The sequence below is a fragment of the Paenilisteria newyorkensis genome (assembly GCF_000766145.1).
Lineage (GTDB): Bacteria > Bacillota > Bacilli > Lactobacillales > Listeriaceae > Listeria_A > Listeria_A newyorkensis.
The window spans coordinates 14,515-33,984 of the sequence record NZ_JNFB01000002.1 but is presented as its reverse complement, the minus strand read 5'-3'; the positions used below and the strand labels follow the sequence as shown (position 1 = coordinate 33,984).

Sequence of the window (19,470 nt, the reverse complement as noted above, 5' to 3'; positions counted from 1 at the left end):
TGACAACCCTCTAAATTGGAGCCTTATCAAGCGCCGTCAACCAAATCATCTCGACTTTGTTATCCCAAAAACCGAAGCGTAATTCGATGTTATTATCCCTATCTTCATACACCAGCTCCTGTTCATAGCGATCGGATTTCGTTAAATTACGATACGCTGAGCCATACGTACTAGTCACTTTATCAACAGAATCGCCGAACTTGATGCCGCGGCTCGTCGTTAATTTATCGCTCCCATATTCGATATGTATCACGCGATTTTTGTCAGCATCCTCGATAGATACCCAGTACGTCGCCTTCTCCTTTTTCTTCGGAATGAGGACTTTTATCTCTTTTTGGAGACTCTTGTCCGACACTTGCTTCGATTTAAAATCTTTTTTCTGCGCTGAGGTAGATAGTATTTGATCGATTTTGACCCCATTTACCGACTCCGAAGAAAGATCCGTCGAGGCAACCTGCTTATGGATTTCGTGGTACGGACTCCCCGTTACGAAAAACGTCTGTCTGAAAAAAATCGCCATCATCGCGACCAGTAAAACAAGTGCAGCAAAGCCAATCCAATGTTTTCGAATGTTGATTTTTCCATAAAAAGCTGTGATGACCATTAAACAAATAATCGCCAACACAAGATACACAATTATCATTTCCCCACTTCTTTCGCATTCCCAAAGTAACCTAAAGATGTTTTAAAAATAGCATAAAAACGCGGATAAAGCAACGATTGTCATTTTGGTAACGGCTTATATTTCATCAACGGATACAGTAGAAATCCTAGGAAGAATAGACCTAGACTCAGAGCAAACACGCGCCAATCTTCTGTTCCACTTTTGATAATCCAGCAGGCGTATGTTAGGGCAAGTGCCGCGATAAAGCCGTCAAACCAACGTTTTCCGAGTGAATTCGTCTCGTACGTTGCGCCGGTTAGCGTCAGTTTCAATTGGAATAGTGGCGAGATGAAATACTGGACGAGAAACGCGAGTGTTGAGACTTTAACCACGAAATCATAGGCCGTTGCGATATTGCCGGAAAGCGTCGAAAAAATAAATAATTGGGACGCGCAACATGTCAAAATGAGAACGAGGACTGGCGTGCCGTTTTTATTCGTTTTTGCTAAGAAAGGGAGAAAGAGGCCATTTTTCGCGGCTTGGTATGGTGCTTCGGAACTCATCATAATCCAGCCAATCGCTGAGCCGAATAGGCAGACTAACGCGAGCAAGGCCATGACTGCCGAGCCGCCGCTTCCTGTGACGACGTTTAGCGCATCGGCAAGCGGACTCGCAGAATGCAACAACTTGGATTTAGGGATGAGACCAAGCGCCAGAATCGTGATTGTCGTGTAAAGGCAAACCGAAATGATGAGACCTGAAATCGTTGCCGCACGAACAGTTTTCCCGGATTTAGCGCGTCCAGCGAACATCATCGCCGACTCGATTCCGATAAATGCCCACAGCGTCACGATTGCTGCGCTGTTGACTTGGGATAACAAGCCGTGTTCCAGTCCACTCATATCAGCAACTGGATGGTACCACTCGCCCATCACAGAGGATTGGAAAGCAAATAAACCGACGACAATAAATAGGAAGAAGCCGATGATTTTTGCGGCAGTCGCGATGAAATTAATCCGCCCAGCCCCGCTCACACCTTGAATGATGATCAGACAAACGCCCCATAAAAGCAAGGAGCAGATTAGGAATGTTAATAATTGACCGAGCCCTAGCTGATAGGACCCCATCGTGAACACGACCTTTTTGCTATTAAGTACTGGGAAAAAGACGGATAAGTACCCAGCAAAGGAGGTGATGATGGACACGTTTCCTGCCCAGTTAGCGACCCAATAACTCCAAACGGCGATAAATCCTGCGAGCCGCTTTAGTTTTGGATTGCCAAATAATTCGAACGCATGGCTTTGCGCACCGCTTGTTAAGTCTGGTCGTCGCACAGCCAAATTTCCGAATACGAGCGCGATCATTAAAACGCCGGTCCCTGTTAAAATCCACGCCAACATAATGCCGAGCGGGCTTGCAACAGCTGCCATTTGCCGCGGTAACATGAAGATTCCCGATCCAATCATGTTCCCTACTACTAGAGATGTTAATACAAGATAGCCCATTTTTTTGTTCGTTTTGTTCATTTTCTCTGCCTCCAAGTCATTTTAGCACATTACCAAGTTAAAGTATTTTTATATCATAGCACAATGATAACTCCTCCGCAACCCTGAAAAATATGATAAAATAGCAGGGATGATTATTTCAAGTTTGAAGGAGTTTGACAAAAAATGAACCCATTTCCATATACGAACGATAATAAACGATACCACACGTGGAATTACTGCTTGCGTGACCATTTTGGCTACAAGGTTTTCAAAGTGGCGCTTGACGGTGGTTTTGATTGTCCGAATCGCGATGGTACGGTGGCGCATGGTGGTTGTACTTTTTGCAGTGCGGCGGGGTCTGGTGATTTTGCTGGGGACCGCGTGGATGATCTGCAAACCCAGTTTCACGCGATTAAGGACCGGATGCATACGAAATGGAAGGACGGCAAATATATGGCCTATTTTCAAGCGTTCACGAATACGCACGCCCCTGTTGCCGAACTGCGCGAAAAATACGAATCTGTGCTGAACGAGCCAGGTGTCGTGGGACTTTCGATTGCGACGCGTCCCGATTGCCTTCCTGACGACGTTGTAGACTATTTAGCCGAGTTAAACGAGCGAATCTACCTCTGGGTGGAACTCGGCCTCCAAAGCGCGCACAACGAGACTGGTGTACTGATCAACCGAGCGCATGACTACGATTGCTACGTGGAAGGCGTCGAAAAATTACACGCTCGCGGCATTCGTGTTTGCACGCACATTATCAACGGTCTGCCTCGCGAAACACCAGAAATGATGTTGGAAACCGTGCAAAAAGTCGTGGAAAGCGGCGTTGCAGGCATCAAAATTCATTTATTACATTTGCTAAAAGGCACACCAATGGTTCAGCAGTATAAGAACGGCGAACTGAAATTTTTAACGAAGGATGATTATGTTAGCCTTGTGTGTGATCAGCTCGAAATACTGCCTCCTGAGATGGTGATTCATCGCATTACGGGGGACGGCGCCATCGAAGACTTGATTGGTCCGATTTGGAGTTTGAATAAATGGGAAGTGCTGAACTCGATCGATGCTGAGCTCGTAAGACGTGACAGTTGGCAAGGTAAATTTTACAAAACAGCAAAGGTTGGGAACGAGGCATGAACTTAAAAAGCATTTTACCATTTAGTCACGACTTGCTGACTCGTATTATCCTGCCTGGTGATACTGTTGTTGATGCTACGATTGGAAATGGTCACGATACGGTTTTTTTAGCGGATTTAGTTGGCGTTAATGGTCGTGTATTCGGTTTTGATATCCAACAAGAAGCGATTGACGCTACGACGCAACTGCTCACCGAGAAACGCGTTGCCAGCCAAGTCACGCTGCTACACGAGAGTCATGCAAACATGGCGGAGCTCCTACCGCAACAAACCGAGATCAAAGTAGCTATCTTCAATCTCGGCTATCTCCCAGGCGGCGACAAAACAATTACAACGCTCGCTGATTCTACTATAAAAGCCATCAATGCCGCCCTATCCCTACTTACTGTTGGCGGCATCGTGATTCTAGTCATTTATCACGGACACCCCGAAGGCCAAAGCGAGAAAGCAGCCGTGTTAAATTACGCCGAAGCGCTTCCCCAAGAACAGTTTCACGTCTTAGAATACCGCTTCATCAACCAGCGCAACAACCCACCTTTTGTGATTGCCATTGAAAAACGAAAAACAAAACCAGTTCCCACGAAATAATCCGGGAACTGGTTTTTGTTTGAAATAAAATTTCACTAACTGTATACTTAAATTAAAATATCCAGAAAGTACGGTGATTCAAATGTTCGGTATCTCGGTTTACTTATCCAGCGACAATGACTTTGAAACAACAATCCAGCATGCATCTAAAAACGGCTTTTCGCTCATTTTCAGCTCCTTACATATCCCAGAAGAAAACCCTGCAAACTATCGACACTTGCTAATACGACTAGGCGCGACAGCAAAAACACACGACATGCAGTTAGTCCTCGATATTTCCGCTGAATCACTTGCACACATCGGACTCACAATCGACAACGCCGACCAACTGACTAATCTCGGCGTTACCGGCTTGCGCGTCGATTACGGCCTCACCACAGAAGAAATCGCAAAACTCGCCAAGAAAATCAAAATCTACCTAAACGCCAGCACGATTGACAGCACCTTTTTAGAAGCACTTATACAAGCCGGGGTCGATATTTCGCAAGTGGAAGCCTTCCATAACTACTATCCAAAACCGCACACAGGTCTCGATATTCCCTTTTTCAAGCAAACGAATGATTTTCTACACCTTCACGGCTTAAAAATCGCAGCTTTCGTGCCCGGCGACGGTGAGAAACGCCAGCCCTTATTCGCAGGCTTACCGACACTCGAAAACCACCGTCACAGCAACCCATTCGCCGCAGCACTTGAATTAGAAACACTCGGCGTCGACAACATCTACATCGGCGATCCAGCGCTGCAAGCACGAACAACCGAACAATTCGCCGCCTTCGCTAAAGACGGCATGCTCTTACTCGACTGCCAACTAGCTCCAAATCTTGACCCAGAGATTCAAAAACACCTACTAAGACCAGATAATAATCGCATGGACCCAGCACGCGATCTCATTCGCTTAGAAAAATCCCGACCAGCTTTGGGGAAAATTGATATAGCACCGATTCCATCAAACAAACGTCATATCGGTAGCATCTTGATTGACAATAACCTGTTTGGACGCTATCAAGGAGAAATTACGATTGCTCTCCGTGATCTGACCGCTGAGCAAAAAACGAATATTATCGGTCAAGTCACACCAGAATCAATTGCCATACTCCCCTTCATAAAACCTGGACAGGCACTTCAATTGAGACAACATAATTAATCAGTATAACCAAAGAAAATTCTGCTCACTTTAACACGAGCAGAATCTTCTTTCTATCTATCAACCTTCAAGGCACCCAAGTTTACTGTGCCATCAATGATTTTTCAACATCTATAACTGGTCCACCACCGAAGCGAGTAACCTTACTTGAACCAAATGAAGACATCACATTTTTCGTATCTAAAATTAAAGCGCTATTCGCGAGTATCTGTTCTTTATCAAACAAGTCGTGACATGTCAGCATGATAACTAAGTCATAAGATGCAAAACTGCTGTAATCAAGCGGAATCGTTTCTTGGATGGTACCATCATAGTCCCGATACTTCGTTGCTAATGGATCACAAAAATCGACGCTAGCTCCTGCTTTTACAAGATTTTCATAAACTGAGATACTTGGCGATTCACGGAGATCATCAATATTCTCCTTATATGCCATCCCTAACAGTAAGACTCGCGAACCACTCAATGCTTTTTGTTTACTGTTTAAAGTTTTCATTGCTTTGTGAACAACATGCTCAGGCATTTGATGATTTGTTTCCTGCGCTAACTCAATAAAGCGACTGAAAAAATTAACTTCTTTTGCTTTCCAAGATAGGTAAATTGGATCTAGTGGAATACAGTGCCCTCCAATTCCTGGACCTGGATTAAATCGCATAAATCCAAATGGTTTGGTACTAGATGCTTCAATAGTTTCCCAAACATCAATATCTAATTTTTCGCATAACAGGGACATTTCATTAATAAACGCGATGTTGATACTGCGAAACGTATTTTCAAGAAGTTTACTCATCTCTGCGACTTCTGTTGATGCTACTGGCACTACATAATCAATAACTTGTTCATATAAGGCCGTCCCCACTTGCATCGAAATCGGCGTCATACCACCTAAAACTTTCGGTGTATTTTCAGTTTGATAGGTTTTATTCCCCGGATCTACTCGCTCTGGTGAATAACAGACATAGAAATCTTCGTCAAGCTTCCACCCATCTTTCTCAATCGGCGCATAAAGCAATTCCTTAGAAGTACCCGGATATGTCGTGCTTTCCAATACCACAACCGTATTAGGTGTCATGTTCGCTCGAATCATATCCACAGCGCTCACAATATATGAAATATCCGGTTCATACGATTTTGTAAGTGGTGTTGGTACACAAATAATGATGGCATCTGCTTTTGCTAAACTTTCAGAATCTGTAGTCGCAACAAGCCGTTTCTTTCCAATCAATTTTGATAAACGTTCTGATGTGATATCCATAATATCAGACTTCCCTTGATTAACAAGCGTCACTTTTGGCTCGCTTGGATCAAAGCCAATGACTTGAAAACCTGCTTCGGCAAAGGAAATAGCTAGTGGCAAACCAACATAGCCAAGCCCCATAACCGCGATAACCGCTTCTTTTTCATTCAAACTATTCTTTATTTTCTTGAAATTATTCATCCCATTACTCCTTTTTATATGCCTTAACGTGTTCCCCATTTATCGACACGTAATGTTGCTAATGCAGTTAATCGAACAATATGAATAGTGAAAAAATGGATCAGTCCATAAATCGGAGCCATTAAATAACAAAGTGGATACTTAAACATATAATGCACATTCCTTGCATAAGCTGATAGGCAAGCTAGAATCAAGTAAAATACCCAATCGACCCATGTTAAATCCCAGAAATGCCAAATAATATTATAACCAACAGCTGCCAGGAAAATAATCCATAAGACAATCTCAACGAAAGACCATAAAAATACAATTGGATGTGTGAAAATCATACGCATCGATATAAATGTCTCTCTAAAAAATGACTTACTCCATCTCGTTTGTTGTTTTAAAAAAACACGCATCGTATCCGGAACATCTGTAATACATTCTGCCGTTGATTGATAAATCGTGGTACCTTTCTCAATCGCATAGTTTGTCAGACAACGGTCATCCCCAACAGACGCTGGAACCCCCAGAACTGTTTGGTTCAAATATCGCTGTAGATTATCCGTAACAACCTCGCGTCGATAGCAACTAATTGGTCCCGAACAAACAAGAATATGTCCAGTTACTGACTGCGAGGCACGCTCCACACGAAAAGCATTGTCATAACGCATATCCAAAAGACGTGTTAACAAGTTCGTATCACGATTACGAGCATTAATATGACCCGTCGCTGCCATCACTTTCTCATCAGCAAATGGTCGCATTAATTCATAAAGCGTATCCGGAAAAATCTCACCATCAGAATCCATAGTGAAAAATATGTCCCCCGTAGAGTGCTCAAAAGCATAGGCTTGTGCATGGCGCTTTCCTTGGTTCTTCTCCATTTCATGAATAATAATATTTTTCGTATTTGGCAAATCTGCTTCAGCTACATATTTCCTCAAAGCAATAACTGCCTCTTTTGACTTACTACCATCATCCACGAAAAAGATTTCATGTATTGGATAGGTTTGCTTCTGAATCGTCTCCATCAGCCGAAGAATGGCATCACTTGACTCATTATAGGCTGGAATAACAACCGTTACTTTCAAATTCGGCGGTTCATTTTTCTTCGGCTTGTAGAACATAGATAGCGTCATTTTAATAATAAGATAAATGACCATCCCCCATCCATAAATACTAAACGATGTCGAAATATTCCCCGTCCTCCAAAAACCAATCATCTCCAGCATCGCTACACAAAGCACAAAACCAAATAGCGAAATAATGAAGGATGACTTCTTTCTTCCCTCTTCAAACATTATGCCAACTCCCTTAATTATTTAATTGCGAAAAATAGCAATATTCTTTTTATATAAACCGTAATTAGAACAAGAAAGATTATTCAGACAATAATCAATGGCATCTAATTAAGTTATTAAAATGTTATTGAAATTATACATCTAATTATCTTAGACATATCAAAAATTGCATATCCCAACAATTTTTATATGAATCAACATTAGATAATATAGAAATGAAATATAGCATGCACTAACAATAAAAGAAGTAACGTAACTAGCCTAATTTTTCACACCTAGTTATCAAATGAAATAGTCTATCGAGCAAACCTATTAAATCTTTCGAAGATCCCTATGACGCTCCTTTACTCATCACAACGCTTTACCTTCATTATTATACATAGCCATGCCCTCATATACAATAGATTCCAAAATGTTTCACCTTTTGTACATATTTGGGCTGTTTTTGTATGATCAACACCATCTCTGATACCTATTTTAGTTATTTTTTTTTAAATCAAGCTTTTTTGAATCCAATAATCGATAATTAAAAAGAAAGAATTATCTTTTTGTGAATTTATTTACTTTTTATCACATTACAAATCAAAAAGTTATCACTATAACTACTTATCCTTTGTCGATATCCATATAAAGTATACGAAATTTCAAATTGTTATATTCAAAACTTATTTTCTAAAAATCAAAAGAATGAAAAGAAAGCTTCATGCTGATCTCCTATTGATTATACAGTCCAAACTCTATCTATTCAAGCTTTCGTAAAAAGATTCACTAGACGTTCACAAAGGCTGCTTGAAGAGTGAATGTTAGCACTTACATCGTATGTTTTTTTTTGGAATCACCCTCTATTTTGCACCAAAATCGCAAAAAGCACCTCGCCCAAAAGGCTCGGTGCTTCCACATTTATCTTATTATTTCCCAAAATCATACTTGTTTTCAACATACACATCATACCAAATCATGAAAATAACGACCGTCCAAATTTTACGGCTATAATCTTGTTTTCCGGCACAATGATCGTCTAGCAATTGCAAGACATATTTTTTATTGATGAGGTGATCTGTCGGTGAATCGCGAATAATATCTTTGACCCACTGATTCATCTCGTCTTTCAACCAATGACGAATCGGCACTGGGAATCCAAGTTTCCGGCGATTTAAAACGTGGTCAGGTACGAATGCTTCTGCTGCTTTACGCAACACGTATTTCGTTGTACCATTCGTTGTTTTAAGCGACGCTGGGATATCTTTTGCGACACGGAATACTTCTTTATCCAAGAATGGCACACGGACTTCTAACGAGTTCGCCATTGTCATTCTATCGGCTTTTAGCAAGATATCGCCGCGCATCCACGTATGAATATCGATGTACTGCATCCGCTCCACTGGATTGTAACCAACTGTCTCCGCATATAGTGGATCGGTAATTTTTGTGTAATCATGGCCTGCTTGATATTTCGGCAACAAGATTTTTTTCTCGGCTTCCGTAAACATCTTCGCATTACCAATATAACGTTCTTCCATCGGCGTTGTTCCGCGCTCAAGGAAGCTCTTACCGCGCATTCCCTCAGGCATAACATTTGCGACACCGCGAAGCATCGACTTCAAAACACCTGGCATTTTGTTAAACATGGACAGCGAATTCGGCTCGTTATAAATATTATACCCACCGAAAAGTTCATCTGCGCCTTCTCCTGATAAAGCCACCGTCACGTGCTTACGTGCTTCACGGGATAGGAAATAAAGCGGAATCGCTGCTGGATCTGCCAACGGATCATCCATATGCCAAACAATTTTCGGCAATTCATCCATGTATTCTTGCGGCGTAATGATGTAACTGATATTCTCGACGCCTAGCTTCTCGGCTGTTTCCTTAGCTACATCGACCTCACTGAAGCCATCGCGTTCAAAGCCAACAGAGAAAGTTTTAATCGCAGGATGATATTCTTTCGCAATGGCAGCAATAATCGAGGAATCAATCCCACCCGATAAGAATGAACCGACTGGCACGTCACTGCGCATGTGCATTTTTACAGAATCATACATTACATCGCGAATTTCTTTAATAAACGTATCTTCTGATTTCGCAACTGGTTGGAATTTCGCCTTCCAATATTGACTAATCTGCATCGATTCGCCGATTTTCTTCGTGAAATAATGACCTGGTTCTAGGCGTTTCACACCTTGCGTCAAAGAGTCTGGTTCCGGAACAAACTGGAACGTCATGTAATTTTGTAAAGACACTTCGTCCAATTTTGTAGATTTCAGCGCATGCAAGATCGATTTCTTCTCAGAACCCATGTAAAGTTTTCCATCTTCCTCTGCATAGAAAAACGGTTTAATACCGAATGGATCGCGGGCACCGTAAATTTTCTCCTCTTCTTTATCCCAAATAACAAAACCAAACATACCGCGCAATTGTTCCGCCGTTTTTTCCTTATATTTGGCATATGTAGCAATAATAACCTCCGTATCACTGCTCGTCTCAAACGTCATACCTTCGTTCACCAAGTTCTCGCGCAGCTCCACATAATTATAAATTTCACCATTAAAAATTATCCAGTACCGCTCATTCTCATACGTTAGCGGCTGATGACCGTTCTCCACATCAATAATGCTGAGGCGACGGAAACCAAACTGAACATGCTCATCCGTAAAATAACCCTCATCATCAGGGCCACGGTGTGTAATCATGTCGTTCATTTGCTTAAACGTTTCCTTCTCTTCGCCAGTAATTTCAGCAATGCGGTCATGTACGCATCCAATAAATCCACACATCGTCACATTTCTCCTCTATTTTTAAACTATTTATGTCCACTTTTTCAACAACGTCTATCATATCATAAATAGGGTTTGTTTGAACAGCATCCCGCAAAAAAAGACCCAGAAAAATCACGTAAACATGAATTTCCTGGATCCTTTATTAAAAATGATGTTTTATGCCTATTCATGAATGCACCGCGAAAAACCAGCGGGCCGCACAAGGCTTAGATCCTAGGCAAAAGCGCGTACCGGAGCGGAACGTACTAAAACGTGAGCACCGGAACACAGCTTTTAACGACGGAGATGAGACTTGTGCGGTCCGCTGGAAGATTTTAATTGTCTGTGTGTTTTAGTACTGGACGATCGTGTAACGGTTGAACTTTACGGTTGTTACCATCGTAGTATTTGTTGAATTCTGCAATTTGTTCTTTTGAAACTTCTACTGGTGTCGACATAACATACCATTCCACGTTTTCAGATAGTGGTGGTGTTGTTAATGAACCTAGATAGTGATAGTATGATTTGTTTGTTGGAAGTAATGCTGCTACGTCAATTGGCTCGCTAACTGTTGTTTTTTCGCCTTTTTTAACATTGTTTAAAATGCTTTGGAAAGCCGGATTTGCTTTACCTTCTGTGAAGAAAACGCCGATAACTGCTAGACGGCTATCTTGATTTTCATTTACAAAGTGGGCTTCGATTGGATAATGTTTACCATCTACTGTATGCTCACTTTCTGCATGGAAATGGAATTGATTTAATTCAAATTTGCGTCCGTTGATAGTCGCTTGTCCACCGTCATCCACTTGGATACTGTGGCCATTGTCTACTTCGTCGGTCACTTTTTGATTGTAATTTAATTCAATAGTCCCAGTGTCCTTCATCGGCTCTGTTTTTGCTGTTTCAATGTTGATTGGGGACTGTGTGTCGCCTGCTTCAAATTGCCACGATTTTTGATCATGATAGTCTAAGTGATCCTCGTGTTTCGCTGTTGTTTCTGTTTTTGCTGTTTTTTCTTCTTTTTTCGTGTCGCTTGCATCGCTATTGCCACAACCTGCTACGAGAATAAGTGATGCTGCAATTGCTGAAGCTGCTAATAATTTTGTTTTCATGTTGAAAACTCCTTTCGTTAAGTAACTTAATTATTATATTACATAATGGTTCATATGTGTGTGTACTTTTTGTGACGAAATCATGATATTTTTGAGAAAAAACAGCCATTAATGTAAAAAACCTAGCTGGATTGGCTCCAAAGCTAGGTTTTAAAATATTAATTTATATTTGCAGTTTGGGATAAAAATTCTTTCATTTGTGACGCTTTGTCCACTTTTTCCCACGGTAAGTCTAAATCTAACCTGCCGAAATGACCAAATGCCGCGGTTTGACGGTAGATGGGACGACGCAAGTCAAGCATTTTGATAATTCCTGCTGGGCGTAGATCGAAAAATTTATTGACTGCATTGATTAGGTCTTGCTCGCTGTAATCGCTTGTTCCGTAGGTATCGATTGAGATTGATACGGGGTGGGCAACTCCAATGGCATAAGCTAGCTGCACCTCTACTTTTTTAGCAAGCCCGGCTGCGACGATGTTTTTAGCAACGTAACGTGCGGCATAAGCGCCTGAACGGTCCACTTTTGTAGGATCCTTACCAGAAAATGCGCCTCCTCCATGACGTGCGTAACCGCCATATGTGTCTACGATAATTTTGCGACCTGTTAAACCAGCGTCTCCTTGAGGTCCGCCGATAACAAAGCGGCCAGTTGGATTGATGAAGTATTTCGTTTCCGCGTCAAGAAGCCTTGCATCAATCACTTCTTCTATAACTAGTTTATGCAAGTCTGTTGCGATTTGTTCTTGTGAAATGTCTGGATGATGTTGCGTCGAAATAACGATTGTATCGACGCGAATTGGTTGATTATTATTATCATATTCTATGGTAACTTGTGTTTTCGCATCTGGACGTAGATAGGTCAACACATTATTTTTGCGTAATTCCGCGATTTTACGGGATAATGCATGTGCTAGTGAGATTGGAAGTGGCATTAATTCTTCGGTTTCATCTGTTGCAAAACCGAACATCAAGCCTTGGTCTCCTGCCCCGATCGCATCGATTGCCGCGTCTTCGGCCGAACCACCACGAGATTCTAAAGCGACATCCACACCTTGTGCGATATCTGGTGACTGCTCATCAATGGCTGTCAAAACAGCACACGTTTCTGCATCAAAACCATATTTTGCACGGGTGTAGCCAATTTCTTTAATCGTATCGCGCACGATTTTCGGAATATCCACGTAAGTAGACGTTGTTATTTCTCCCGCTACGAGTACCAATCCTGTTGTCACTGTCGTCTCACAAGCCACACGAGCATCAGCATCTTTCGTTAAAATCGCATCCAAAATTGCATCTGAAATCTGATCTGCAATCTTGTCTGGATGTCCATCAGAAACAGATTCTGACGTAAATAAATGACGGTTTCTTGCCATTCTTTGTTTCCTCCTTTTTCTTCTCCATCGCGAAGTGGTTTGCAAAAATGCGAACTTATCGTCTGTTTCCTTGTAGTCTCGTTCACGCTTTTATTGCGACATGTTTTAGCTCCATGCCAACAAAAAAGCCTTCTCCCTATTTGCCAATTGCGCGCGGAATAGAGAGAAGGCTATTATTTACAATACCTTCGCTCTCATCGATCAGGAAATCAATTCCTGCCACAGGTTAGCACCTTACAATACATGTAGGTTGCCGGGTTTCAAAGGGCCAGTCCCTCTACCGCTCTGGATAAGAGTTTAATTTAGTTTTCACGTTATTGTAACATGTTTCAAACTTATTGTCACGCACAAAAAATTTTGCACGCTCGCCCCTACTTCTTTTTTCGAATATCACATGTCCGATTATCTGCCACTACACTGTATCCAAAACGTCCTGCAGGCTTGAGAAATGGCAAATACATAATTAAGCCAATGAGTCCTGTCAGCGGAAAACGCAACAACATCCGACGAATCGCGAAAAAACCTTTCTTGGCGCTTCCATCTGGTGTGATAAGGTGAATTTCACGCATCAGTTCTTCTTGTGAAAAACCGATATCAACTGCTTCTTGAAGTGGCCTCCAGTCGATGACATGCATCCAGTCTAGCCTTTCAAACACGCGTTTCGTAGCTTTGCAAAACCGACAATTTTGATCGTATAAAACGATATCCTTCATTCTTACTCAACTCCTTAAATGACGTTTCTTGTTTACCATTCTCGCCAAACTATGTTAAAATGAATTTTATACATTGGGATTTCCCAGATTGTATGAATGCTTGGTTCACCAAAGGAGAAGAAACTATGATATTTTCGACGTTAACTTTGCTTATTTTTGCGATTTTTATTATCGCTGTATGCATTTTTGAATTTGTTTTAAAATGGCGCTGGTTCAAGTACTTTTTAGCAACAATGGGCTTGATTGCAAGTGCAGTTATTTTCTTTATTAGCTTCTACGGCGGCGGAGTTTCGCAAGCTGAGATCGCGATTTCGATTTTCATCGCTACACTTGGAGAGTATATTTTCTCTCTTATTATTAGCATCGTTGCTTGGATTCGCCGCATGTCGGCTAAGAAAAACGTTTAATGAAGCATCTGAAAAAAGTTGGGCCTCACGCATTGCGGGCTCAACTTTTTTTGTTGCCTAATTACTGGAATTCAGCGACACTAGTTCGTATGTAATGATCGTCGTATCGTTCTCCCAGATGAGCTTAAGTGGCACAGCAATACCATTTGTTTCGCTTTCTCTTGTTGTCCGAACTTCCACTGGCACATCGATGGGATAAATACGATATCCTGCTTTCTCCAACTCAAAAAAGTTATCTGAAATCCGCTTCTCTTTTCCCTTTGTTACAATCATTGTGTTGACTTCTAATGGCATTCCCATGCGTATTACCTCCAATTATTTGATTTTAGTTGTCGCAATGTTTCTTGAATAACGACTTGCATTCCTTCATCGCGCATAAAAAAACTGAATGATTCCTGCTGAACGATGCTTGCTAAATCCCCTGCAATAAGCTTCGGACCCAACGTCTCCATATAATCCACCTGATTCACAAAACCTGCTACATTCGCCAAATAGACGCGTTTGCTGAACGTTCGCTCTGCTGTCTTTACTTCATATTGCGCTATTATATGTAATTTGTCTAATTTTGCGCCGGTTTCTTCCATTGTTTCGCGCCTCGCCGTTTCTTCGTTCGACTCCCCAAGCTCGCCTTTTCCACCAGGAAACTCGATGCCACGGGTTTTATGCGTAGTGAACAGCCAAGTGTCATGAAATTTCGCGATGACGAGCACATCATCTGCTTCTTGTTGGATATCAAAATAAATCGATACCGCATTCCCAAGCGAATCCTGATACGTGTACATGCCTATTCCCTTTCTTTTTTTCGAATTTGTGGTACGATAAAGAGGTTAAAATTCCTAAAAATGAAGGTGAGTCGCAAAATGAAGAAAATCATGTTGGGCGGTATTCGTCTTTATCGCAACTATATTTCACCCTTAAAACCTGGAACTTGCCGGTTCTACCCTACTTGCTCGCAATATGGTATGGAAGCCATTACAGAGCATGGCGCTTTAAAAGGCGGCTGGTTAACAGTGAAGCGGATTTCTAAATGCCATCCTTTCCATAAAGGCGGTGTGGATTTAGTGCCGATGAAGTGCAACCACGAAGACCACCGTCATCCTCATTATAATGAAAAATAAGAGTAGGCGCAAGGATTCAGCGCGACGAGTAGTACTGCTTTTGCCTAGAAATAAAACATTGCTCGTCGCACTTACGTTTTGAGGTTTTATATTTTTTATCATTTTCTACAAGAAACTACTTGCCTTTTTATCTTATTTGCGGTATTATGAATTTCTGATATTAAATCGTAATGGCTACGATTTATTATTTTTTAGCATCAAATAAGAATCATTTCGATTTAGGAGGTTCCTTTTTTCATGAAGAAAATAGCAATTTTACTTAGTACGCTTCTGCTTGTTTCTGTTTTCATGGTCGGCTGTGGCAATAGCGACGCGAAGACGAAAGATGCGGATAAGTTGACGGTTTACACGACGGTTTATCCATTACAATACTTAGCGGCCCAAATTGGTGGCAAATATGTCGATGCAAATTCGGTATATCCTGCTGGTTCGGACGCCCACAGCTTTGACCCCTCACAAAAAGACATGATGAATATTGCAGATAGCGACCTATTTTTCTATATTGGACTTGGTATGGAAGGTTTTGTTGATAAAGCGAAACAATCGCTTAAAAATGAGAACGTGAAATTTGTCGTGACGACGGATGGCTTGAAACTGCCGACTATCGCGCATGAAGAGGAAGATCATGACCATGAGGACGAGGATGATGACCACGATCATGGCGATGTGAATCCGCACGTTTGGCTGGATCCGAATTATATGGTGACGATGGCAGGCGTTGTGCGGGACAATTTAAGCAAAGAGCTTCCTGCACAAAAAGCAACGTTTGAGAAGAATTATGAAGACGTTGTATCTCAATTAAAAACATTGAATAACGATTACAAAACGATGGCTTCGAGTGCGAAACATAAAGATTTCGTGACGGCACACGCGGCGTATGGTTACTGGGAGCAAGAATACGGCTTCAAACAAATTCCGATTGCCGGTATTTCAACGAGTGACGAACCTTCTCAGAAGAAATTGACTTCGATTGTGAACACGATTAAAAAAGATAAGATTCCATACATTTTGTTGGAGCAAAATACGAATTCCAAGATTGCCGACGTTATCCAGAAAGAAACGGACACAAAGACGATGAAGCTTCACAATTTAGAAACGTTGACGCAAAAAGATATCGATGCAAAACGTGACTATATGTCGATTATGAAAGATAATTTAGCGGCGTTAGATAAGGCGTTGAATTATTAAGGTATAGGAAAGGCCGAGTGTGCGAAACGCTCGGCCTTTTTGTATGCTATTATTTTAAGCGATGACGCTGAATTTTTTGGGAGGCGGTTCTCGGAAGCTTGTCTAAAAAATGAAATTGGCGTGGTATTTTAAACTTCGCAAGCCTTTGCTGACAAAATTCGGAAAGTAGCGCCGTATCCATCGCCTCCTTTGCTACAATAAAAGCGACCGGTACCTCGCCCCATTTTTCGTCCGATGCAGCGACCACAGCCACCTCTACAATATTCGGGTGCGCCATCAAAACATGCTCGATTTCTGTTGGGTAAATATTTTCGCCGCCAGATATAATCAAATCGGAACGCCTATCCAGCACGAACAGGAAACCGTCGTCATCTAGGTAACCAATATCTCCCGTCTGAAACCAGTCATCCTCGTCAAATGCTGCCTTTGTGGCGGATTCATTGTGCAAATACCCCGCCATGATGGAAGGTCCTTTTAGCAAAATTTCGCCATGTTCACTAATCTTGATTTCTGCTGGAAACAAAGGTTTTCCTGCCGAGCCAATTTTTAAAAGTGCCTCTTCCGGTGGTAGCGTCACGATTTGTGAAGCCGTTTCCGTCATGCCAAACGATTGCACCAGCGGAATTCCTTTTTCAAAACAAGCCTCAAGCATCGATTTGTTCGCAGGGCCGCCGCCAAGTAGCATGCAGCGGAAATTCGGATGATATCGCGTCGTAAAAACGTCCAGCAAACGCTGCGCCATCGTCGTTACCACAGAAATCAACGTCACCTCACCGCTACGCAAAAAGGCATCAACCCGCGCCTCATCAAAATGTTCCTCCAAATAAACCGGAATCCCGTAAATCACCGAGCGCATCAAAATCGACAGACCACTAATGTGGAAAATCGGCACCGCACAGAGCCAACTATCTCCGGCTTGCAAACCAAGATTCAGCATCGAGCCAGTCGCGCTCCACCAATGATTCCCGAACGTCTGCATCACCCCTTTAGGCTGCCCAGTCGTGCCCGACGTATACATGACCGAAGCCACATCCTCCATCGCAAAATGGGAAACGAGCGGAACATTCAAAATCGGCGCCTCCATCACAGACGTAAAAGGCACCGCAGGAATTCCATCCACTTTTTCCGCAAACCCATCCGCGTAAAAACACCGCTCCACCTGCGCATCCTGCGTTTGAAACAAAATCTCCGTCGCCGTCAACCGATTATTCAAAAATACCGTCCGTGCCCCCAGCTGCTGCAACGCATGAATCATCAAAAACGTCTCTCGGTCATTCCTGCCAAGCAATGCGACATACATCCCGTCCCGAACACCAAACGACGCCAATTTTCCAGCCACTTCTTGCACCGCTTCATATATCTCTAAAAAAGTTTCCTGCTTATCCTGAAAAACGAGCGCGGTCTTCCCTGGAGAAAGCCGCACTCGTTTTTCCAACCAATTGGTTAGTTCCATCATTTTTCACCAACAATCAAGGGAATTTCGGGAATTGATCGAAGTCTGGGTCACGTTTTTCTTTGAACGCGTCACGCCCCTCTTTCGCCTCATCCGTTGTGTAATAAAGAAGCGTCGCGTCACCAGCAAGCTGTTGAATACCCGCCAAGCCGTCAGTGTCCGCGTTAAATGCTGCCTTAATAAAACGAAGCGCCGTCGGACTTTTCTTCAACATTTCCTTCGCCCAAGCAACCGTCTCTGTTTCCAAATCCGCAAGTGGCACAACCGTGTTAATCCAGCCCATTTCAAGCGCCTCAGCAGCCGTATATTGACGACACATGAACCAAACTTCCTTCGCTTTCTTATGACCAATCACGCGCGCCAAGTAGCCAGAACCATAACCGGCGTCAAAACTACCAACATTCGGTCCCGTTTGACCAAATTTTGCATTATCCGCCGCAATCGTCAAGTCACATACGAGTTGCAACACGTTTCCGCCGCCAATCGACCAACCAGCAACCATCGCGATCACCGGTTTCGGAATCACACGAATCAAACGCTGCAAATCAAGCACGTTCAAGCGCGGAATATTGTCCTCGCCAACGTAGCCGCCATTCCCCCGAACCTTCTGATCTCCACCAGAACAAAACGCTTTCTCGCCTTCGCCCGTTAAAATAATCACGCCAACCTTCGAATCCTCGCGCGCAATCGTAAACGCATCAATCATTTCAATGACCGTTTTTGGTGTAAATGCATTGTGCACTTGCGGACGATCAATCGTAATTTTCGCGATGCCTTCGTATGTTTCGTACTTAATTTCCGTATAATCCTTCTCTTTTTTCCACTCAAAACCCATTAGTTCGTTCCTCCTCTAATTCGTAACCAATTGCGGACCGCGTAACCAAAAGCCTCCGGTTGCTCGATATGTATCGTATGTCCCGCATTTGAAAAAGTAATGTATTTTGCATCGGGAAGCGCCATTTTCATAGCCACCGCAATCCCGCAAAATTTCTGATCCTCTTGCCCCGCTAAAAGTAGCATCGGCATGTGAAGCGCCGGCAACTCCTCCCAAAAAGAAGGCTGCGCACCCGTTCCCATTCCGCCAAGACTTCCAGCCAAACCTTGCGCACGTTGATTCAACCGTTCCGCGCGAATCTTATCCTGCACATTTTCCGAGAGATAACGCTGCGTCGCAAAAAGTGGCAACTTCTCCCAATCTACGACAAAATCGGCCACGCCTTGCTTTTTAATTTTATCAGCAAGCGCCGTATCTTTCAAAATTCGTGCCTCGCGCTCTTGTTCCAACTCCAAACCCGGCGAAGCACTCTGCAGAACAAGCGTCTGGATTCGCTCAGGGTAAAGCGTTGCAAGCCCCAAAGCTAGCCGGCCACCCATCGAATATCCGAGTACCGAAGCTTTCTGCGCGCCAACCTGATCCAAAATCGCCATCAAATCCGCCGCCTGCTCTTCCATCCCGTATCGCGTCACATCAAGCGGCGCATCCGTCTCACCGTGCCCCAACAAGTCCACCGTCACACAATGCCAATCCGCCGCCAAAATCGGCAAAATCGCATCATACGTCGCATGCGAACCAGTAAAGCCGTGGAGCAACAACAGCGTTCCCCGTAAAGCCCCAGCATTCGTCTCCACAACATGGTAATCCACGCCCCGAATCCGCATCC

General features: G+C 42.9%; 19 protein-coding genes and 1 riboswitch. Of the genes, 6 read left to right on the top strand and 13 right to left on the bottom strand.

The features are described 5' to 3' along the window. Positions 1-10: 10 nt before the first annotated feature. Both EP58_RS00785 and EP58_RS00780 read right to left on the bottom strand, forming a co-directional pair. Complete coding sequence (locus EP58_RS00785) at positions 11-643, bottom strand: hypothetical protein (RefSeq protein ID WP_036089001.1); 633 nt, start codon at positions 641-643, stop codon at positions 11-13. An 80-nt stretch (positions 644-723) separates the two neighbouring features. Continuing rightward, positions 724-2,130: an amino acid permease gene (locus EP58_RS00780; RefSeq protein WP_036089000.1), complete on the bottom strand. Its 1,407-nt coding sequence runs from the start codon at positions 2,128-2,130 to the stop codon at positions 724-726. A 144-nt stretch (positions 2,131-2,274) separates the two neighbouring features. Between EP58_RS00780 and mnmL the strand changes: the two genes are divergently transcribed. The 3 genes from mnmL (at position 2,275) to EP58_RS00765 (ending at position 4,965) form a co-directional block, all read left to right on the top strand. After that, positions 2,275-3,234: a tRNA modification radical SAM protein MnmL/YtqA gene (gene mnmL / locus EP58_RS00775; RefSeq protein ID WP_036088998.1), complete on the top strand. Its 960-nt coding sequence runs from the start codon at positions 2,275-2,277 to the stop codon at positions 3,232-3,234. Then, entirely contained in the window at positions 3,231-3,821 is a 591-nt protein-coding gene (gene mnmM / locus EP58_RS00770; RefSeq protein WP_036088996.1) for a tRNA 5-(aminomethyl)-2-thiouridylate-methyltransferase MnmM, read from the top strand. Before mnmL ends, mnmM begins: the two co-directional genes overlap by 4 nt. Positions 3,822-3,903: 82 nt before the next feature. Next, a complete protein-coding gene (locus tag EP58_RS00765; protein ID WP_036088994.1) occupies positions 3,904-4,965 on the top strand; it encodes a MupG family TIM beta-alpha barrel fold protein in 1,062 nt (353 codons plus the stop codon). 82 nt (positions 4,966-5,047) lie between these two features. On the opposite strand, the gene EP58_RS00760 is transcribed toward EP58_RS00765, so the two are convergent. The 6 genes from EP58_RS00760 to EP58_RS00735 all read right to left on the bottom strand — a co-directional run bounded on the left by EP58_RS00760 (position 5,048) and on the right by EP58_RS00735 (position 13,643). Then, positions 5,048-6,403 carry a nucleotide sugar dehydrogenase gene (locus EP58_RS00760; protein ID WP_036088992.1) on the bottom strand — a complete coding sequence of 452 codons (1,356 nt, stop codon included), beginning with the start codon at positions 6,401-6,403 and terminating at the stop codon, positions 5,048-5,050. Positions 6,404-6,426: 23 nt separating this feature from the next. Further along, entirely contained in the window at positions 6,427-7,689 is a 1,263-nt protein-coding gene (locus tag EP58_RS00755; RefSeq protein ID WP_036088990.1) for a glycosyltransferase family 2 protein, read from the bottom strand. Between the two features lie 908 nt (positions 7,690-8,597). Next, entirely contained in the window at positions 8,598-10,463 is a 1,866-nt protein-coding gene (gene asnB, locus EP58_RS00750; RefSeq protein ID WP_036088988.1) for an asparagine synthase (glutamine-hydrolyzing), read from the bottom strand. A gap of 317 nt (positions 10,464-10,780) precedes the next feature. After that, positions 10,781-11,557, bottom strand: a complete 777-nt coding sequence (locus EP58_RS00745; RefSeq protein ID WP_036088986.1) for a carbonic anhydrase — start codon at positions 11,555-11,557, stop codon at positions 10,781-10,783. A gap of 158 nt (positions 11,558-11,715) precedes the next feature. Continuing rightward, positions 11,716-12,930 carry a methionine adenosyltransferase gene (gene metK, locus EP58_RS00740; protein ID WP_036088984.1) on the bottom strand — a complete coding sequence of 405 codons (1,215 nt, stop codon included), beginning with the start codon at positions 12,928-12,930 and terminating at the stop codon, positions 11,716-11,718. Between the two features lie 191 nt (positions 12,931-13,121). Next, positions 13,122-13,226: riboswitch (SAM riboswitch) on the bottom strand. 75 nt (positions 13,227-13,301) lie between these two features. Then, positions 13,302-13,643 (bottom strand): thiol-disulfide oxidoreductase DCC family protein, encoded by a 342-nt coding sequence (locus EP58_RS00735; RefSeq protein WP_036088982.1) that lies wholly within the window; start codon positions 13,641-13,643, stop codon positions 13,302-13,304. Positions 13,644-13,768: 125 nt separating this feature from the next. Between EP58_RS00735 and EP58_RS00730 the strand changes: the two genes are divergently transcribed. Continuing rightward, a complete protein-coding gene (locus tag EP58_RS00730) occupies positions 13,769-14,050 on the top strand; it encodes a hypothetical protein (RefSeq protein WP_036088981.1) in 282 nt (93 codons plus the stop codon). A gap of 57 nt (positions 14,051-14,107) precedes the next feature. On the opposite strand, the gene EP58_RS00725 is transcribed toward EP58_RS00730, so the two are convergent. Next, entirely contained in the window at positions 14,108-14,350 is a 243-nt protein-coding gene (locus EP58_RS00725; RefSeq protein ID WP_036088980.1) for a DUF2584 domain-containing protein, read from the bottom strand. A 5-nt stretch (positions 14,351-14,355) separates the two neighbouring features. Then, on the bottom strand, positions 14,356-14,832 hold the full coding sequence (gene ytkD / locus EP58_RS00720; protein WP_036088977.1) for an RNA deprotection pyrophosphohydrolase: 477 nt from the start codon (positions 14,830-14,832) through the stop codon (positions 14,356-14,358). 78 nt (positions 14,833-14,910) lie between these two features. Between ytkD and yidD the strand changes: the two genes are divergently transcribed. After that, positions 14,911-15,168, top strand: coding sequence for a membrane protein insertion efficiency factor YidD (yidD, locus tag EP58_RS00715; RefSeq protein WP_036089088.1), 258 nt, complete (start codon positions 14,911-14,913; stop codon positions 15,166-15,168). A gap of 237 nt (positions 15,169-15,405) precedes the next feature. Then, complete coding sequence (locus EP58_RS00710) at positions 15,406-16,356, top strand: metal ABC transporter solute-binding protein, Zn/Mn family (RefSeq protein WP_036088974.1); 951 nt, start codon at positions 15,406-15,408, stop codon at positions 16,354-16,356. A 49-nt stretch (positions 16,357-16,405) separates the two neighbouring features. Here EP58_RS00710 and EP58_RS00705 read toward each other — a convergent pair whose 3' ends face one another. From EP58_RS00705 to menH, 3 genes are read right to left on the bottom strand one after another with little or no spacing between them, the layout of a single operon-like run. Further along, on the bottom strand, positions 16,406-17,809 hold the full coding sequence (locus EP58_RS00705) for an o-succinylbenzoate--CoA ligase (protein WP_036088971.1): 1,404 nt from the start codon (positions 17,807-17,809) through the stop codon (positions 16,406-16,408). A 16-nt stretch (positions 17,810-17,825) separates the two neighbouring features. After that, the gene (gene menB, locus EP58_RS00700) at positions 17,826-18,644 is read right to left on the bottom strand and encodes a 1,4-dihydroxy-2-naphthoyl-CoA synthase (protein WP_036088967.1); all 819 of its coding nucleotides are present in this window, start codon (positions 18,642-18,644) and stop codon (positions 17,826-17,828) included. Then, positions 18,644-19,468: a 2-succinyl-6-hydroxy-2,4-cyclohexadiene-1-carboxylate synthase gene (gene menH, locus EP58_RS00695; RefSeq protein ID WP_036088964.1), complete on the bottom strand. Its 825-nt coding sequence runs from the start codon at positions 19,466-19,468 to the stop codon at positions 18,644-18,646. Before menH ends, menB begins: the two co-directional genes overlap by 1 nt. Positions 19,469-19,470: the final 2 nt, after the last annotated feature.

Coding starts and splice junctions, on each gene's coding strand:
- EP58_RS00785 (WP_036089001.1), bottom strand. CDS start 643: ATGATAATTGTGTATCTTGTGTTGGCGATTATTTGTTTAATGGTCATC.
- EP58_RS00780 (WP_036089000.1), bottom strand. CDS start 2,130: ATGAACAAAACGAACAAAAAAATGGGCTATCTTGTATTAACATCTCTA.
- mnmL (WP_036088998.1), top strand. CDS start 2,275: ATGAACCCATTTCCATATACGAACGATAATAAACGATACCACACGTGG.
- mnmM (WP_036088996.1), top strand. CDS start 3,231: ATGAACTTAAAAAGCATTTTACCATTTAGTCACGACTTGCTGACTCGT.
- EP58_RS00765 (WP_036088994.1), top strand. CDS start 3,904: ATGTTCGGTATCTCGGTTTACTTATCCAGCGACAATGACTTTGAAACA.
- EP58_RS00760 (WP_036088992.1), bottom strand. CDS start 6,403: ATGAATAATTTCAAGAAAATAAAGAATAGTTTGAATGAAAAAGAAGCG.
- EP58_RS00755 (WP_036088990.1), bottom strand. CDS start 7,689: ATGTTTGAAGAGGGAAGAAAGAAGTCATCCTTCATTATTTCGCTATTT.
- asnB (WP_036088988.1), bottom strand. CDS start 10,463: ATGTGTGGATTTATTGGATGCGTACATGACCGCATTGCTGAAATTACT.
- EP58_RS00745 (WP_036088986.1), bottom strand. CDS start 11,557: ATGAAAACAAAATTATTAGCAGCTTCAGCAATTGCAGCATCACTTATT.
- metK (WP_036088984.1), bottom strand. CDS start 12,930: ATGGCAAGAAACCGTCATTTATTTACGTCAGAATCTGTTTCTGATGGA.
- EP58_RS00735 (WP_036088982.1), bottom strand. CDS start 13,643: ATGAAGGATATCGTTTTATACGATCAAAATTGTCGGTTTTGCAAAGCT.
- EP58_RS00730 (WP_036088981.1), top strand. CDS start 13,769: ATGATATTTTCGACGTTAACTTTGCTTATTTTTGCGATTTTTATTATC.
- EP58_RS00725 (WP_036088980.1), bottom strand. CDS start 14,350: ATGGGAATGCCATTAGAAGTCAACACAATGATTGTAACAAAGGGAAAA.
- ytkD (WP_036088977.1), bottom strand. CDS start 14,832: ATGTACACGTATCAGGATTCGCTTGGGAATGCGGTATCGATTTATTTT.
- yidD (WP_036089088.1), top strand. CDS start 14,911: ATGAAGAAAATCATGTTGGGCGGTATTCGTCTTTATCGCAACTATATT.
- EP58_RS00710 (WP_036088974.1), top strand. CDS start 15,406: ATGAAGAAAATAGCAATTTTACTTAGTACGCTTCTGCTTGTTTCTGTT.
- EP58_RS00705 (WP_036088971.1), bottom strand. CDS start 17,809: ATGGAACTAACCAATTGGTTGGAAAAACGAGTGCGGCTTTCTCCAGGG.
- menB (WP_036088967.1), bottom strand. CDS start 18,644: ATGGGTTTTGAGTGGAAAAAAGAGAAGGATTATACGGAAATTAAGTAC.
- menH (WP_036088964.1), bottom strand. CDS start 19,468: ATGCGGATTCGGGGCGTGGATTACCATGTTGTGGAGACGAATGCTGGG.